The organism is Streptomyces sp. NPDC047072 (genome assembly GCF_040643855.1).
In the GTDB taxonomy this organism is placed as follows: Bacteria; Actinomycetota; Actinomycetes; order Streptomycetales; family Streptomycetaceae; genus Streptomyces.
Map to the genome: position 1 here is coordinate 1 of NZ_JBEYVC010000228.1, position 15,819 is coordinate 15,819.

The following is a 15,819-nucleotide window of genomic DNA, read 5'->3' on the forward strand; positions in this document are numbered from 1 at the left end:
AGTGGGTCCACTTTCGGTCTTTTAGGGGCGCGGGGAACTGCGCGACAAGCCACGACGAACCCCGCACCCGGCACCCGGCACCCGGCACCCGGCACCCGGCACCCGGCAGTCGTACCCCTACGCCCCTGCCGGCTGACGCACGTTCGCCCGGACCCAGTCCACGATCGACTGCGTCGTCGCCCCCGGTGTGAAGATCTCCGCCACGCCCTGTTCCTTCAGCGGCGGGATGTCCGCCTCGGGGATGATCCCCCCGCCGAAGACCAGGATGTCCGCCGCGTCCCGCTCCTTGAGCAGGGCGATCACCGCCGCGAAGAGCGTGTTGTGCGCGCCGGAGAGGATGGACAGCCCGATCGCGTCGGCGTCCTCCTGGATCGCCGTGTCGACGATCTGCTCGGGAGTCTGGTGGAGGCCGGTGTAGATGACCTCCATACCGGCGTCGCGCAGCGCCCGCGCGATCACCTTGGCCCCGCGATCGTGGCCGTCGAGCCCCGGCTTGGCCACCACCACGCGGATCGGACCGGCTGCCACACCCATCACTGCCTCCATGAAGCGACTGCTTTCTTTCCCGCCGAAGTGAACGAACGTTATCCCCAGCATCCCGCACCCGGCAGTTTCGCGGTGGACAGCGAGGGGGAAATCACACGGTGGGACACGTTCGGGAGCCGCAACGAGGTCGTCGTACCGCCCGCCGCAGGCCGCGCGCCACGGTGGTACGACACACCGGCGACGGCACGAAGGGCACGCAGGACGGGTAAGGCACGACAGCGGGGAGCCTCGTCACCAGTCCGACAGGACGACTCGCACGTCATCGGCGCACCACCAGCACACCGACACCGAAACTGAAACCGACAGCACAGAACGGCACAGCACCACCGACCCACGAACACACCACCGGCGCACCCAGCGCCCGCGCCGCTCGCCCCACCCACCTCCCGCGTCCCTCGCGCGCCGCGTCGTCATCGCCGCGACCTCCCACGAGCGCACACGGGGGACGGAGCCGTCCTCCCGTGTGCCGACAGGAGGTCGGCCATGAAGGTCACCGGGGTGACACTGCCCTTTCTTCCGCTCTGTCAGCGGCTCCTGCCGAGCAGACTGACGGGCCTCTCCCTGACCCTTCTGAAGGCGACCGCGCTGGAGCTCGCGATCCTCGCCGGGCACCTCCTCCTCTATCCCTCCGGCATCGCCCAGGAGCGCCGCGCCCCGCTGCCCCGGCCATCCGCCCCGGAGGACGGCACCGCGCAACTGCCGACCGAGGCCAAGCCGCCGGTCGTCCTGCTGCACGGCTTCATCGACAACCGCTCGGTCTTCGTACTGCTGCGCCGCAGCCTCGCCCAGCACGGCAGGCAGCAGATCGAGTCGCTCAACTACTCCCCGCTGACCTGCGACATCCGCGCCGCGGCGGAGCTGCTCGGCCGGCACATCGAGGGGATCTGCGAGCGCACCGGCAGCAGGGAGGTCGACATCGTCGGGCACAGCCTCGGCGGTCTGATCGCGCGCTACTACGTGCAGCGCCTCGGCGGCGACCTGCGGGTGCGCACGCTGGTGACGCTCGGCACCCCGCACTCCGGCACCCGGGTGGTGCCGCTGGCCGACGCCCACCCGATCGTGCGTCAGATGCGCCCCGGCTCGGACCTCCTGGAGGAGCTGTCCCGGCCGGCGCCCGGCTGCCGTACGCACTTCGTGAGCTTCTGGAGCGACCTCGACCATCTGATGGACCCGCCGGAGACCGCCTGCGTCGACCACCCCGACCTGCACGCGCAGAACGTGCGGGTGACCGGTATCGGACATCTCGCCCTGCCGGTGCATCCGGCCGTGGCGACCGGCATACGGCAGGTCCTCGACACCGCCTCACCGGCCGGCGAGGAATCCAGCGAGGAATCCGCCGCACGCACCGGCGGACTCACCGTGGCATAGCCGCAGCCCAGTCAGGACACAGACCAGGCGCACCCAGAAACTCGAACACCCTTCGAACGCCAGGCCAAACTCGCGCCCGCAGTCCCCCGAAACACGGCCGAATGCCCGTTTCCTGCGAGCACGAAACCTGGCGAAGATTGTCGCGCCCGCATACCGCCGGGTACAGTCGCCGCACTGCTCTGGCAGCCCCTGTTGTCGAGGCGAGAGAGAAGTTGGTGAACGAACGTCACCCGTCGGGGACCATGACCTCCCCGGCTTCGGCTTCCGAGGCCTCGGCGCCCTACGCGTCGTACGGCACCCAGGAAGCCCAGTACGGTGACTTCACCACGTACGGCGACTACGACGCCACCGGTTTCCAGGCGGGCGCGCACGCCATCGGGAGCTACGAGACCGACCCCCTCTTCGGCACCCTCCCGGGCGACACCACCGGTTCCTACGACGCCTCCGCGTGGTCGACGGGCAGTCAGCAGACCCTGAACTACGACATGTACGCGGCCCAGCACCACGCCGCCTACGACACCGGCGCGTACGACGCCACCGCCTGGGGCACCGACCCCCAGCACCTGTCCGCCATCCCGCCCCAGGCGGGCCCCGGCGACAGCGGCGCCCAGTGGGACGCGAGCGCCTGGCTCCAGCCCGACGCCTCCGGCACCCCCGCCGACCAGACCCAGCACTGGGACTGGGGCACCCAGGCCTTCGACACCGGCGCGTACGACGCGACCCAGTGGAACTCCGCGAGCGGCCCCGCGACCGACGCCCACGGCACGGCGCTCTTCGAGCAGGTCGGCTACGACGAGAACCGCGCCTACGACGACCCGCACGCGTACGACGAGACGCACCCGTACGACACCGGTTCCGCCTACGACGGCACGGACCCCGCCGCGTACGACGAGACCCGCGCCTACGCCGAACACGCCCCGCACGACGGCGACCCGGCCACCGGCGGCGAACTGTCCGACGTGCACGACCCGGCGGCCTCCCTCCTCGACGACCAGGAGGAGACGGCCCCGGCGCACACCGCCACGGCCACCCCGGCCCCCGGCTCCCGCGCCGCCGCGCGCAACGCGAACCGCTCCCGCCGCCGCAGCCCCGCCAAGCGCTCCGCGCTGCTGACGATCGCCGTGCCCTCCGCGTGTGTCATGGGGGTCGCCGGGATCGCCGCCGCCTCCGTCGGCACCTTCTCCGGGGACGACCAGGAGACCGCGACCACCGCGTCGGACGCGACCGCCGTCAAGCCGTCCGCCGCGAACAACAAGCTCGACACCCAGCTGGCGAGCCTCTCCGCGGGCGCCGACGACTTCGCCGACCGGGCCAGCCGGACGCAGGAACGTATCGACCTCAAGGCCCAGCAGGTCGCCGAGAAGAAGAAAGCGGCGGAGGAGGCGGCCCGCAAGGAGCGGCTGCGCCCCAAGTTCGCCCTGCCGGTCGCGCAGCGCGGACTGAGCGCCTACTTCGGCCAGTCCGGCGTCAACTGGATGTCCGTGCACACCGGTATCGACTTCCCGGTCTCCTACGGCACCACGGTGATGGCCGCGACCGACGGCACCGTCCGCACGGAGTGGAACAGCGCCTACGGCAACATGATGATCGTGACCGCGAAGGACGGCACGGAGACGTGGTACTGCCACCTCTCCACGTACCGCGTCTCCTCCGGTACGACGGTCAAGGCCGGCGACCCGATCGCGTACAGCGGCAACTCCGGCAACTCCACCGGCCCGCACCTGCACTTCGAGGTGCACCCCGCGGGCGGTTCGGCCATAGACCCGCTGCCGTGGCTGCGCAGCCACGGGCTGGACCCGACGTAGGCCCAGCCCCCGGCCGTAGACCTACAGCTTCTCCACCGGCGCGTACCGCAGCAGCAGCCGCTTCGGCTTGGTGTCCCCGAAGTCGACCGTGGCCTCGGCATTGGCGCCCGTGCCCTTGACCCCGACGACGGTGCCGAGCCCGAACTGGTCGTGGGTGACACGGTCACCGACGGCCAGCGAGACCACCGGCTTCTCCGAGGTCCGCCGCGTGGCGAAACCGGATGCGCCCGACGCCGAGGAGCGGGAGCGGGACGAGGACAGCGACGCGGCGACACCCGAGACCGGCCCCGCGGGGGCGGCGGTCGGACCCGTGCGCTTCCAGTCGACGTGCTGGCCCGGGATCTCCTCCAGGAACCGCGAGGGCGGGTTGTACGACGGCTGCCCCCACGCGCTGCGCATGGACGAGCGCGTCAGATACAGCCGCTCCCGCGCGCGCGTGATGCCGACGTACGCGAGCCGCCGCTCCTCCTCCAGCTCCTTGGTCTGGCCGAGGGCGCGCATGTGCGGGAAGACGCCGTCCTCCATGCCGGTGAGGAAGACGACCGGGAACTCCAGGCCCTTGGCGGTGTGCAGGGTCATCAGCGTGATGACGCCGGAGCCGTCCTCGTCCTCGTCGGGGATCTGGTCGGAGTCGGCGACCAGCGCGACCCGCTCCAGGAAGTCGGAGAGCGAGCCGGCCGCCTCGCCCTCCTCCGACTCGCCCTCGAACTCCAGGGCCACGGCGGCGAGTTCCTGGAGGTTCTCGATGCGGGTCTCGTCCTGTGGGTCGGTGGAGTTCTGCAACTCGGCGAGATAGCCGGTGCGTTCGAGCACGGCCTCCAGGACGGTCGCCGGGCCCGCGCCGGACTCGACGATCGTACGGAGCTCCTCCATCAGGGCGTTGAACTTCTTGACCGCGTTGGTCGACCGCGCGGCCATGCCGTACGCCTCGTCGACGCGCCGCAGCGCCTGCGGGAAGCTGATCCTCTCGCGCTGGGAGAGGGCGTCGATCATCGCCTCGGCGCGCTCGCCGATACCGCGCTTGGGGACGTTCAGGATCCGCCGCAGGGGCACGGAGTCCTCGGGGTTGGCGAGGACGCGCAGGTAGGCCAGGACGTCCCGGACCTCCTTGCGCTCGTAGAAGCGCACGCCGCCGACGACCTTGTAGGGCAGGCCGACGCGGATGAAGATCTCCTCGAAGACACGGGACTGGGCGTTGGTCCGGTAGAAGACGGCCACATCGCCGGCCTTCGCGTCGCCCGCGTCGGTCAGACGGTCTATCTCCTCGGCGACGAACTGCGCCTCGTCGTGCTCGGTGTCGGCGACGTAGCCGGTGATGCGCGCGCCCGCGCCCGCGTTGGTCCACAGGTTCTTGGGGCGGCGGGACTCGTTGCGCTCGATGACGGCGTTGGCGGCGGTGAGGATCGTCTGGGTGGAGCGGTAGTTCTGCTCCAGGAGGATCGTCGTGGCCTCCGGGTAGTCCTCCTCGAACTGGAGGATGTTGCGGATGGTCGCGCCGCGGAAGGCGTAGATCGACTGGTCGGCGTCACCGACGACGCAGAGTTCGGCGGGCGGCAGGTCGTGCTCGGCGGGCGGCACGTCCTCGTCGTGCGCACCGGTGCCGACGAGTTCGCGCACCAGCGCGTACTGCGCGTGGTTGGTGTCCTGGTACTCGTCGACCAGCACATGGCGGAAGCGGCGGCGGTAGTGCTCGGCGACGTCGGGGAACGCCCTCAGCAGATTGACCGTCGTCATGATCAGGTCGTCGAAGTCGAGGGCGTTGGCCTCGCGCAGCCGCGACTGGTACATGGCGTACGCCTGGGCGAGGGTCTTCTCGAAGCCGTCGGTGGCCTGGGCGGCGAAGTCCTCCTCGTCGATCAGCTCGTTCTTCAAATTGCTGATCTTGGCGCTGAAGGACTTGGGCGGGAACCGCTTGGGGTCGAGGTCCAGGTCACGGCAGACGAGCGCCATGAGCCGCTTGGAGTCGGCGGCGTCGTAGATCGAGAAGGACGAGGTGAAGCCGAGCTTCTTGGACTCGCGCCGCAGGATCCGCACGCACGCGCTGTGGAAGGTCATCACCCACATGGCGTTGGCGCGCGGCCCGACGAGCTGCTCGACGCGCTCCTTCATCTCCCCGGCGGCCTTGTTGGTGAAGGTGATCGCGAGGATCTGTCCCGGGTGGACATGGCGCTCACCCAGCAGGTGGGCGATGCGGTGGGTGAGCACCCGGGTCTTTCCGGAGCCGGCGCCGGCCACGATGAGCAGGGGGGTGCCGGAGTGCACGACGGCCGCGCGCTGGTTCTCGTTCAGCCCGTCGAGCAGCGCGGCCGGGTCCACCACGGGGCGCGGGGCGCCGTCGCGGTAGTACGCGTCCCGGTCCGGGGGCAGGTCGAACTTCCCGCCGAACAGGTCGTCCGGAACCTGCTCCGGAGCGTGCTCGTCCTCGGGCGGCGGCGGGGGTTCCTCCGCGTGCCCGCGAGGGGCCTGGAGGTCCGCCAGGAAGCTGTCGTCAAAGAGGCTGCTCATCGCTCTCCGAGTCTAGGGCTCCGCACTGACAGCCCGCCGCCGACCCGGAGACATCACGCCTCTCACCCCGTGCGACCACCTGACTCCACCCCGTGAAACCGAGGCGGTTCCATGAAACAGGTCACGAAAATGTATCGGGCATTTCGAACATCAACCTTCACAGGGGCCACACGAGTTGGCTACCGTGCCGGACAGGCCGTACGACCCCCACCGGCGAACCCCGCCGGGCCGCACGGCCTCCGCCGAATCCGGAGTGCCGCCGTGCGCCCGGAGCCGGGGACCCACCGAACCTGGGGCGAATCGGCCCGACTCCCGCCCGGGGAGCGGCCGTAGGGCAACCCTTCCGAACCTCCCGCCCGAGCCCGACAGCTAACTCGGCAGGCGGACCATGGAAGGAGTCGCCACCCTTGGCGTCGCACCGCAAGTCGCGCCCCGCGGGCCCGCGCGTGGCCGGCATACGGACCCCCGCCCTCGCCACGGCCGCCCTCACCTCCGTGGCCCTGCTCTCCCAGACGGCCAACGCCGCGCCCTCGGACGACAAGCCGAGCCTCGAAGAGGTCGAGAAGAAGGTCGACGACCTCTACCGCCAGGCCGAGTCGGCGACCGACAACTACAACGCGGCCAAGGAGAAGACGACCACCCAGCGCAAGCAGGTCGACTCCCTCCTGGACGCGGTCGCCAAGCGCACCCAGAAGCTCAACGAGGCACGGGAGAGGCTCGGCGCCTTCGCCGCGGCCCAGTACCGCACCGGGGCCTCCGCCCCCGACACGGCGACCTTCCTGCTCGCCGACACCCCGCAGGACTACTTCGACCAGTCGCAGCTGATGAGCCGTATGACGACGCGCCAGAAGAGCGCCGTCGACGACTACGTCACCGAGCAGTCCGAGACGATGAAGAAGCGTCAGGAGGCCACCGAGAGCCTCCAGACGCTCACCGACTCGCAGGACGACCTCAAGACCGCCAAGGCCACCGTCCAGAAGAAGCTCTCCGACGCCCGCGCGCTGCTCACGGAGCTGACGGCCGAGGAGAAGGCGCGCCTCGCGGCGATCGAGAAGAAGAAGCAGGAAGAGGCGGCACGCAAGGCCGCGGAGCTGGCGGAGCAGGAAGCGGCGCAGGCTCAGCAGGAGAGCGCGTCGCCGTCCTCCTCCACGGCGACGGACTCCTCGTACGCCACGAAGGCCGCGAAGGCGATCGCCTTCGCCCGCGCGCAGATCGGCAAGCCGTACGTCTGGGGCGCGACGGGCCCCGACTCCTACGACTGCTCGGGCCTGACCCAGGCCGCCTGGAACGCCGCCGGCATCTCCCTCCCCCGCGTCACCTACGACCAGGTGAACGCCGGCACGACGGTCTCCCTGGCCGACGCCCAACCCGGTGACCTGGTCTTCTTCTACGACGACATCAGCCACGTGGGCCTCTACATAGGCAACGGCATGATGATCCACGCCCCGAAGCCGGGCGCGTACGTCCGCGAGGAGTCGATCTACTACGACGGGGAGTCCGCGATCCACAGCGTGGTGCGGCCCGCGTAGGGAGTCGTAGGGCAGGCGCGCGTAATTCCACGCACCCGCGCGCGTGCCCCACCCTCACCACCCCCGGTGCTTCTTAGCATCGCCGCATGGCCCTACGCATCTGGTGGACCCAACGCCCGCCCGCCGCCGGAGCCGCCGTGATGGCGACCGGCATCGTGTCCGTCGGGCTGCATCTCACCGGGCACGAGACGCTCTCCCGGATCGCCCTGGTCCTCGCCTGCGCGGCCTGGCTGGGCCTCGCCGCGGACTTCGCCGTACGGCTGCTGCGGGAGCGGGCCCGCTGGATCGCGGAGGCCGAGACTCCGGGCGCCCTCACGGCCGTCGCGGCGACCACCGTGCTCGGCACCCGGTTCGCCGCCCTCGGCTGGACGACCCTCGCCGAGGCCCTCCTCGCCCTCGCAGCGCTCCTGTGGCCCATCCTGATCGTGCCGGTCGTCACCCACTGGAAGCGCCCTATGCCGGGCGGCGTCTTCCTCGGCTGCGTGGCCACCCAGGGCCTCGCCGTGCTCGGCGCCACCCTCGCCGCCGCCGTATCCACGGCCTGGCTCGCCCATACCGCCCTCGTGCTGTTCTGGCTGGGCCTCGTCCTCTACGGCGCCGCCCTCGCCCGCTTCGACCTGCGCCAGGTCGCCGAGGGCGCGGGCGACCACTGGGTCGCGGGCGGCGCGCTCGCCATCTCCGCCCTCGCCGGCGCGAAACTGCTCGCCGCCGACACCGCCCGCCTCTACCTCTGGAACGACGACGCCCACGGCGCCCTGCGTGCGGTCACCGTCACCCTGCTCGTGCTGGACCTCGCCTGGTACGCCGTACTCCTGGCCGCCGAATGCGCCCGCCCCCGCCTCCGCTACGACGTACGCCGCTGGGCCACGGTCTTCCCGATGGGCATGGCCGCCGCGGCGACCCTGTCCGTCGCCGCCGCCGTGGACGCGGACGGCCTCGACGCCCCGGGCCGGGTGCTGCTGTGGATCTCGGTCGCCGCCTGGCTCGCCGTCGCGGCGGGCGCGGTCGCCGAGGCGCGCGGGGCGCTCAGGTCCACAGCACCGCGATGAAGATGTTGACGACGGTCAGCCCACCGACCAGCCCGAACAGCGGCTTCTCCACGGTCTCGTCGTCCCGCTTCACATAGACGAGCCCGAGGATCACGATCAGCAGCGCCAGCTTGATGCCGATCTTGATGTTGTTGACGTGCTGGTCGTCGGCCTGGTTGAGCCCGACCAGGATCACCCCGGTGACCAGCATCGTCGCGGCACCGTGCAGCATCGCGGGCACGAACCGGGCGGTGCCCTGGCCCATCGCCTTCATCTGCGTGAGGAACCCGCCGAGCAGCGAGGCGATGCCGATGATGTGCAGGCCGACGAAGAGATGGATGAGTACGTCCATGAGGCCGGAGCTTATGCAGGGGCATCCGGGCGTCCCGACACCGCCCCACCGCACATGACCCGATCTTGCATATATGCGGTCCATAGCACCCCACATCGCCCCGGGGCGACGAAACCGGGACTTCGGTCACCGCGCCACGCGAAGTCGTCGGCGGCGGCACATGATCACGGTCACCTTCGGTCACCCGGCGGTCCCCTCGCGGCAGTTCCGCACAACGCGTTACCCCCCGGACACACCCAGGTTTAGCGTCCTCCACCAGGTGACCGGCTCCCCACCGCCGCCCGGGCCAGGGGCGGCAGCCGGGCATCACCGCCGAGAAGGTCCGGCGGCGGCTCGCTCCCCCTGTGCGGGTCGCCGCCGGACGCGTCAACCGCCCCGGACGGTCGTACGGCCGCTCCCCCTGGCGCCCGTGCACACGGTCGAGCCGGGGCGGTCGTACGAAAGGACGTGCAGTCCAGGTGGCAGCACACCGCAAGCCCCGTCAGCGCTCGGCCGGCGGCCATACGGTCCGTACGGCGGCCACGATCGCCCTCGCCGGGGCGGCCACGGCGACCGCGTTCGACGGGACCGGGCACGCCGAGCCGCAGCTGACACCGGCGCAGGTCAAGGCGAAGGTGGACCGGCTGTACCAGGAGGCGGAGGCCGCCACCGAGAAGTACAACGGCGCCAAGGAGAAGGCCGAGGCGGCCGAGTCCCGGCTCGGCACCCTGCGCGACGAGGCCGCCCGCAGGACCGGGCAGCTCAACGAGGCCCGGGACGCGCTGGGCGCGATGGCCGCGGCGCAGTACCGCGAGGGCGGGGTCGATCCCGCCGTACAGCTCGCGCTCTCCGACGATCCCGACCGGTACCTGGACGGCGCCGAGTTCGTCGAACGGGCCGGCAACCGGCAGGCCACCGCCGTGGCGAGCGTCCGCAGACAGCTGCGGGAGATCGAGCAGCTGCGCGGGGCCGCCCACATCGAGCTGACCTCGCTGAAGTCACGTCAGGCGGAGCTGAAGCGGCACAAGAAGACCATCACCGGGAAGCTGGACGCGGCCCGCCGGCTCCTCTCCGAACTGCCCGCACCGGAACGCGCCCGCCTCGGCCTCGGCGGCACCGGCCACGTCTCCCGCGCCACCACGGCCGCCCGCCAGCAGCTGACCGCCCCGGGACCCGCCACCGCCGACGCTCCCAACTCCCGCGCGGCGGCGGCCGTTTCCTACGCCTACTCCAAGCTCGGCAGCCCCTACGTCTGGGGCGCCACCGGCCCGGACGCCTTCGACTGCTCCGGCCTCATCCTCGCCGCGTACCGCTCCGCGGGCGTCTCCCTCCCCCGCACGACCTACGCCCAGATCGGCGCCGGACAGCGCGTCTCCCGCTCCGAACTCCAGCCGGGCGACCTGGTGTTCTTCTACTCCGGCATCAGCCACGTGGGCCTCTACATCGGCAACGGCCAGATGATCCACGCCCCCAACCCCTCGGCCCCGGTCCGTGTCGCCCCCATCGACGAGATGCCGTTCGCGGGGGCGACACGGGTGGTGTGAGCGCGGGGCCGCGCCGCCACGAACAATGGCACGTGATCGCGTCGGAGCATCATGTGCATCGAGCGGACAAGGACAGTGCACGCCGGTGATCCGCTACCTGCACGAGTCGTGGCGGCCTGTGGTCATGGACCTCCGCGACGACGTGTCCGTGCCGGAGACCGCCGGCCAATGGATCAGCGCCTTCCAGGAACGCGCGGCGGAGCGGGGCGCGCATCGGTCCCTGTCCGCCGTCGACCTCCAGATCTGCGCAACGGCAGACACCGACTTCGTGACAGCGGCCCGGTTCGCGGTGGAGTTGAGCCGGCACAACGTCCACGACGGCCCCCGCAGCTGAACTTCAGACCAGGCGCCGTGCCGTCGCCCAGCGGGTCAGCTCGTGGCGGTTGGACAGTTGCAACTTCCGCAGGACCGCCGAGACATGGGACTCGACCGTCTTCACGGAGATGAACAGCTGCTTGGCGATCTCCTTGTACGCGTACCCCCGGGCGATCAGCCGCAGGACCTCGCGCTCGCGCTGGGTGAGGCGGTCCAGGTCCTCGTCGACCGGCGGCGCGTCCGTGGAGGCGAAGGCGTCCAGGACGAAGCCGGCCAGGCGCGGGGAGAACACCGCGTCCCCGTCCTGGACCCGGAAGACGGAGTCGACCAGGTCGGTGCCGGTGATCGTCTTGGTGACGTAGCCCCGCGCGCCGCCCCGGATCACCCCGATCACGTCCTCCGCGGCGTCCGAGACGGACAGCGCGAGGAAGCGGACCGGCTGGTCGGCGTCGGCCATCAACGGGGCGCAACGGCGCAGGACTTCGACCCCGCCGCCGCCCGGGAGGTGGACGTCGAGGAGGACGACCTCGGGCCGGGTCTCGGTGATGACGGTGACGGCCTGATCGACGTCCGCGGCCTCGCCGACGACCTCGACGCCGGTCTCCTCGGTCCGGCCGATCTCGGCCTGGACGCCCGTACGGAACATGCGGTGGTCGTCGACGAGGACCACACGCACCCGGCGCTCGCCCGCGCCGCCCCCGGTCTCCGCCGTACCGATCGCCTCGTCGCTCATGACGTCTTCTCCGCCCTCTCCATCTCCAGCTCGACCTCCGTGCCGCCGTCCGGCACGGCGCGCAGCCGGGCCGTCCCGCCGTGGCGCTCCATGCGGCCGATGATCGATTCTCTGACACCCATCCGGTCGGCGGGTATCGAGTCGAGGTCGAAGCCGGGTCCGCGGTCCCGGACGGACACGAAGACCGTCTTGCCCTCGACCTCGGCGTAGACCTGTACGGCGCCGCCCTCGCCACCGTACTTGGCGGCGTTGACCATCGCCTCGCGCGCGGCCTGCATCTGCGCGCCGATCCGCTCGTCGAGCGGGCAGTCGCCGACGATCACGACCTCTATGGGGACGCCGTGCTTGTCCTCCACCTCGGCGGCGTTGCTCCGCACCGCGTCCGCCAGGGTGGTGGGCTCCTCGGCCTCGTCCTTGCCGGTGCCCTCGGGCTTGTAGAGCCAGGTGCGCAGGTCGCGCTCCTGGGCACGGGCCAGACGGCGCACCTCGCTCGCGTTCTCGGCGTTGCGCTGGATCAGGGTCAGGGTGTGCAGCACCGAGTCGTGGACATGGGCGGCGACCTCCGCGCGCTCCTGGGCGCGGATGCGCATCAGGCGCTCCTCGGAGAGGTCCTGGGTCATCCGGACGAGATACGGCCCCGCGAGGAGCGTTATCCCGACGAGGACCGCGAGGGCGGCCTGCAGGACCGAGCCGAGGTGGGCGGCGGAGCCCTGGAGCACGAAGACTCCGGAGACACCGGCGGTGACCAGGAGGACACCGCCCGCGGCGCGCAGCAGGCTCAGGGTGCGCCGGCGGCGGCCGACCTCCATCCAGCGGGCCCGCCGGGCGTTGTCCGCCTGGCGCCAGACCAGGGCGACGCCCGCGCCGACCAGGACGATGGGCCAGAGGTAGGCCCGGGCGCCGTTGCCGACGTTGACATTGCCGACGAAGACCATCGCCACGACGACCATGAGGAGCAGGGCCACGATCTGGCCCTTGTCGGGGCGGCGGGCGACGAGTCTGCGGCGGCCGTCCGGCGAGGTCTCGGTGGAGACGAGGGACGGGGGCCTCTGCCCGCCGACCCCGCCCACCCCGAGCGGTACGAAGAACCAGAACGCGGCATACAGCAGCGCACCGAGCCCGTCCGCCATGAACAGGCCGACGAAGACGAGCCGCACCCAGATCACGGGCAGCCCGAGATGCCCGGCGAGCCCCCGCGCCACGCCACCCAGCCAGCGTCCGTCACTGCTGCGGTAGAGCTTGCGCGGCGGCCGCGGTCCGACGAGGGGCGCTGCTGCGGCTTCCGGCATGCCATCGATGGTCACACGGCCGGGAGGCGGGGGCATCAGGGTTGTCCCCCGAGACTCCCCTGATCTTCACGCCGGGCGTGCCTCGAACACCTCCCGGTCCCCGTCTCGGGGGCGATATCAGGGTCCGGCCAGGGTCGTTCCGACTCCCGCCGGGGCCGTCCGGCCGTCACCATGGACACATGACGGATCACCAGCACGCCGCGGACGCCACACCCGGCGGAGGACCGGGCACGGGCACCGGGCCCGACGCGGCCGCGACCAGGGCCGCGGAACCGGCCGGAGCGCAGCAGCCCGAGGAGGAGAGGACTCTCCCCCTCAGGTTCCGGCGCGACCGGCGGTTCAAGATGCTCGCGGGCGTGTGCGCGGGGCTCGGGCGGCAGTGCGACCTGGACCCGGTGATCTTCCGCATCACGCTCGCGGTGCTCTCCGCGACCGGCGGCATCGGCCTGATCTTCTACGGCTTCGCCTGGCTCTTCGTCCCGTACGACGACGAGGAGGAGAACGAGGTCCGCAAGCTGCTGACCGGCCGCGTCGACGGCCAGGCCCTGACCGGCGTGCTGTTCGCGCTGGTCGGCTGCGGGATCTTCCTCACCATGCTGAGCAACGGCGGGGTGCTGACCTTCGCCGTGGTCCTCTCCCTGCTCCTCGCGGGCGCGGGCTACTGGTCGCGCCACCGCGGCACCCCCGACCCCGACCCGCTCTCCGCCCAGGCCGTCGCCGACGCCCCGCCGGAGCCGCAGGCCCCGCCGGTCGCCGCCGGGTACCCGTCCTGGTGGCGCGACCCCATCGTCAAGGACGGCACCCACGTCGGGGGCACCGGCTATCTGTGGGGCCCCCGGGACTCCCGCGACCGCGACATCGCGGCGGCCGTCAACATCGGCCTGGGCGCCGTCTGGAGCCGCCGCGAGGAGCTCCGCGCCCGGCACATCCGACAGCCCAGACCCCGCGGCCCCCGCTGGATCGGCGGCTGGGTCTTCCTGCTCGCCCTCCTCGCCGGCGGCGCCGGCACGGGAGCAACCTGGGAGGACCGCGCCCTGGGCACCAGCCTGCAGACCGGCCTGGCCTGCGCGCTGATCGTCCTCGGCCTGGGCATGGCCGTCAGCGCCTTCCTCGGACGCACCGGCGCGGGCTCGGTCTTCCTCGCGCTCCTCACCGCGGGCCTGCTCGCCGCCTCGGCCGTCCTCCCGAAGGACATCACCACCCACTGGGTGCGCACGAACTGGACACCGACCGCCACGGCGGACGTACGACCGGACTACGAACTCGGCACGGGCGTGGGCACCCTGGACCTGACCCGCCTGAAGCTCACCAAGGGCCAGACGGTCACGACCCGGGCCGAGGTGGGAGTGGGCAGACTCGTGATCGTCGTCCCGCCCAACGTCACCGTGAAGGCGAGCATCGACGTGGGAGTGGGCGACACCCAGTTGCCGGGCGACGATCAGGAGGACGTGGACGTGGAGCCGGGCAAGCACAGAGAGGTGACCCTGTCCCCCGTCTCGGGCGGCAAGAACACCGCCACGCTCGACATCGACCTGCGGGTGGGCATCGGCCAGGCGGAGGTGAGCCGTGCTGCGTCATGAGTTCCAGCCAGGAAAGCTGATCGCCGGCCTCTTCCTCACCGTCACGGGCATCGCCTACGCCGGCGACGCGGGCGACGCCTGGGACACCCCGTGGTTCGCGGTCATCCCCCTGGTCGCGGGCGGCCTCTGCCTGGCGGGCATGGCGGGCCTACTGGCCGGAGCGATACGCCGACACCGCGGCAGAAGCGGTACGCCCGACCGGGCGGACGCACCCAACGGAACCGACCCGATCGCACCCACCGCCCCGAACGCACCGGCGGACGGCACCCCGGACTCCCCCACGGCGCCGCCCCGCCACCGGTAGCTCCGCCGACCGGAGCTACCGGTACCCTCCCGCCCGTTGCCGTCGTCGGGCCCGCAGGGCTGAGTCCACGGAGAACATGGAGGCACCGGCGAGGACGAGGGGCAGCCAGGCCATCAGATAGGCGAGGTCGTTGCCGTAGTAGTAGGGATCGGACGCCCAGCTCACGGTCAGCCACAGGCTGAGCGAGATCAGCGCACCGCCGAACGCGGCGAGGCGGGCCAGGATCCCCAGCAGGGTGCCGATGCCGACGGCGAGTTCACCGAAGGCGATGGCGTAACCGAAGCCGACGGGGTTCTTCAGCGCCAGATCCACCAACGCGGGGATCGCCGCCGAGTCCTTGACGGTGCGCATCATGTCGCCGATCGACCCCGACCCGGAGTCCTTCATGAACGCGCTGTCGGTCAGCTTGTCCAACCCAGCGTAAATGAAAGTGACACCGAGGAAGATCCGCAGCGGCAGCAGGGCGTACCGGGTGGCACTGTCCCGCCAACTCGTCTCTTCGTCGAAATAGGGGGCGTGCGTGTCCGTTCGATAGCCGTGAGTCATCGCTCCGAGCCGCCTCTCACCAGCGTGCGAACCCCTCACAAGACCATACGCACGAACCGGCTCCGCCGCTCAAGCCGACGACCACATTCCTTCGGGGGCCGGATTTTCGATGCCGGGCGGGGTGAGAGTGCCTAGTGGGGTGCCGAGTTCTGTTCGGTTGGCGGGTGCGGGTCCGTCGTGGCTGGTCGCGCAGTTCCCCGCGCCCCTAAAAGACAAAGGCCCAGGTGGGTCTTTGTCACCCGCGTACGGCGCGCAGGGGTCGGGGGCGGGGGGTGTCCGCCCGCAGCGGCCGGCGTCCGTTGATGGTGTCCCGCCACGTGGTGTAGCCGGTCAAGGTTCGTGAACGCGCGGGTGTCTGCCCGGGGCGTGCATCAGCTGCCGCTGCTTGCTCCCTGA

The 15,819-nt window shown here is 71.3% G+C and carries 14 protein-coding genes and 1 riboswitch; of the genes, 8 read left to right on the forward strand and 6 right to left on the reverse strand.

The features are described from left to right. Nucleotides 1-117 precede the first annotated feature (117 nt). Complete coding sequence (locus ABZ896_RS47975; RefSeq protein ID WP_360944112.1) at nucleotides 118-534, reverse strand: cobalamin B12-binding domain-containing protein; 417 nt, start codon at nucleotides 532-534, stop codon at nucleotides 118-120. Nucleotides 535-1,029: 495 nt separating this feature from the next. On the opposite strand from ABZ896_RS47975, the gene ABZ896_RS47980 reads away from it, so the two are divergent. Both ABZ896_RS47980 and ABZ896_RS47985 read left to right on the forward strand, forming a co-directional pair. Then, nucleotides 1,030-1,914, forward strand: coding sequence for an alpha/beta fold hydrolase (locus tag ABZ896_RS47980; protein ID WP_360944115.1), 885 nt, complete (start codon nucleotides 1,030-1,032; stop codon nucleotides 1,912-1,914). 101 nt (nucleotides 1,915-2,015) lie between these two features. After that, nucleotides 2,016-3,719 carry a M23 family metallopeptidase gene (locus ABZ896_RS47985; RefSeq protein WP_360944118.1) on the forward strand — a complete coding sequence of 568 codons (1,704 nt, stop codon included), beginning with the start codon at nucleotides 2,016-2,018 and terminating at the stop codon, nucleotides 3,717-3,719. A 21-nt stretch (nucleotides 3,720-3,740) separates the two neighbouring features. Here the strand turns inward: ABZ896_RS47985 and pcrA are convergent, their stop codons facing one another. After that, entirely contained in the window at nucleotides 3,741-6,224 is a 2,484-nt protein-coding gene (gene pcrA, locus ABZ896_RS47990) for a DNA helicase PcrA (protein WP_360944121.1), read from the reverse strand. A gap of 230 nt (nucleotides 6,225-6,454) precedes the next feature. Next, nucleotides 6,455-6,624: riboswitch (cyclic di-AMP (ydaO/yuaA leader) on the forward strand. 7 nt (nucleotides 6,625-6,631) lie between these two features. Between pcrA and ABZ896_RS47995 the strand changes: the two genes are divergently transcribed. Further along, complete coding sequence (locus tag ABZ896_RS47995; protein WP_360944124.1) at nucleotides 6,632-7,753, forward strand: NlpC/P60 family protein; 1,122 nt, start codon at nucleotides 6,632-6,634, stop codon at nucleotides 7,751-7,753. Nucleotides 7,754-7,839: 86 nt separating this feature from the next. Next, nucleotides 7,840-8,802, forward strand: coding sequence for a tellurite resistance/C4-dicarboxylate transporter family protein (locus ABZ896_RS48000; RefSeq protein ID WP_360944127.1), 963 nt, complete (start codon nucleotides 7,840-7,842; stop codon nucleotides 8,800-8,802). On the opposite strand, the gene ABZ896_RS48005 is transcribed toward ABZ896_RS48000, so the two are convergent. Beyond that, nucleotides 8,780-9,133, reverse strand: coding sequence for a hypothetical protein (locus ABZ896_RS48005; protein ID WP_360944130.1), 354 nt, complete (start codon nucleotides 9,131-9,133; stop codon nucleotides 8,780-8,782). The two genes, ABZ896_RS48000 and ABZ896_RS48005, sit on opposite strands and share 23 nt — an antisense overlap. A gap of 458 nt (nucleotides 9,134-9,591) precedes the next feature. Here ABZ896_RS48005 and ABZ896_RS48010 point away from each other — a divergent pair, with 458 nt between their 5' ends. Together ABZ896_RS48010 and ABZ896_RS48015 are read left to right on the forward strand one after the other, a co-directional pair. Next, nucleotides 9,592-10,656: a C40 family peptidase gene (locus ABZ896_RS48010; protein ID WP_360944133.1), complete on the forward strand. Its 1,065-nt coding sequence runs from the start codon at nucleotides 9,592-9,594 to the stop codon at nucleotides 10,654-10,656. 85 nt (nucleotides 10,657-10,741) lie between these two features. Further along, entirely contained in the window at nucleotides 10,742-10,990 is a 249-nt protein-coding gene (locus ABZ896_RS48015) for a hypothetical protein (RefSeq protein WP_360944136.1), read from the forward strand. A gap of 3 nt (nucleotides 10,991-10,993) precedes the next feature. Here the strand turns inward: ABZ896_RS48015 and ABZ896_RS48020 are convergent, their stop codons facing one another. Continuing rightward, on the reverse strand, nucleotides 10,994-11,704 hold the full coding sequence (locus tag ABZ896_RS48020; RefSeq protein WP_360944139.1) for a response regulator transcription factor: 711 nt from the start codon (nucleotides 11,702-11,704) through the stop codon (nucleotides 10,994-10,996). Continuing rightward, nucleotides 11,701-12,993, reverse strand: a complete 1,293-nt coding sequence (locus ABZ896_RS48025) for a PspC domain-containing protein (protein ID WP_360944142.1) — start codon at nucleotides 12,991-12,993, stop codon at nucleotides 11,701-11,703. The genes ABZ896_RS48020 and ABZ896_RS48025 overlap by 4 nt, the downstream gene beginning before the upstream one ends. Before the next feature lie 179 nt (nucleotides 12,994-13,172). Between ABZ896_RS48025 and ABZ896_RS48030 the strand changes: the two genes are divergently transcribed. Both ABZ896_RS48030 and ABZ896_RS48035 read left to right on the forward strand, forming a co-directional pair. After that, entirely contained in the window at nucleotides 13,173-14,573 is a 1,401-nt protein-coding gene (locus ABZ896_RS48030; protein ID WP_360944145.1) for a PspC domain-containing protein, read from the forward strand. Next, nucleotides 14,560-14,877 (forward strand): hypothetical protein, encoded by a 318-nt coding sequence (locus ABZ896_RS48035; RefSeq protein WP_360944148.1) that lies wholly within the window; start codon nucleotides 14,560-14,562, stop codon nucleotides 14,875-14,877. Before ABZ896_RS48030 ends, ABZ896_RS48035 begins: the two co-directional genes overlap by 14 nt. 15 nt (nucleotides 14,878-14,892) lie before the next feature. On the opposite strand, the gene ABZ896_RS48040 is transcribed toward ABZ896_RS48035, so the two are convergent. Further along, complete coding sequence (locus ABZ896_RS48040) at nucleotides 14,893-15,423, reverse strand: DoxX family protein (protein ID WP_360944151.1); 531 nt, start codon at nucleotides 15,421-15,423, stop codon at nucleotides 14,893-14,895. Between the last annotated feature and the right edge of the window lie 396 nt (nucleotides 15,424-15,819).

Bases quoted from the DNA above. Each gene is read 5' to 3' on its own strand.
- ABZ896_RS47975 (WP_360944112.1), bottom strand. From the start codon at position 534: ATGGGTGTGGCAGCCGGTCCGATCCGCGTGGTGGTGGCCAAGCCGGGG.
- ABZ896_RS47980 (WP_360944115.1), top strand. From the start codon at position 1,030: ATGAAGGTCACCGGGGTGACACTGCCCTTTCTTCCGCTCTGTCAGCGG.
- ABZ896_RS47985 (WP_360944118.1), top strand. From the start codon at position 2,016: ATGCCCGTTTCCTGCGAGCACGAAACCTGGCGAAGATTGTCGCGCCCG.
- pcrA (WP_360944121.1), bottom strand. From the start codon at position 6,224: ATGAGCAGCCTCTTTGACGACAGCTTCCTGGCGGACCTCCAGGCCCCT.
- ABZ896_RS48000 (WP_360944127.1), top strand. From the start codon at position 7,840: ATGGCCCTACGCATCTGGTGGACCCAACGCCCGCCCGCCGCCGGAGCC.
- ABZ896_RS48005 (WP_360944130.1), bottom strand. From the start codon at position 9,133: ATGGACGTACTCATCCATCTCTTCGTCGGCCTGCACATCATCGGCATC.
- ABZ896_RS48020 (WP_360944139.1), bottom strand. From the start codon at position 11,704: ATGAGCGACGAGGCGATCGGTACGGCGGAGACCGGGGGCGGCGCGGGC.
- ABZ896_RS48025 (WP_360944142.1), bottom strand. From the start codon at position 12,993: ATGCCGGAAGCCGCAGCAGCGCCCCTCGTCGGACCGCGGCCGCCGCGC.
- ABZ896_RS48030 (WP_360944145.1), top strand. From the start codon at position 13,173: ATGACGGATCACCAGCACGCCGCGGACGCCACACCCGGCGGAGGACCG.
- ABZ896_RS48040 (WP_360944151.1), bottom strand. From the start codon at position 15,423: ATGACTCACGGCTATCGAACGGACACGCACGCCCCCTATTTCGACGAA.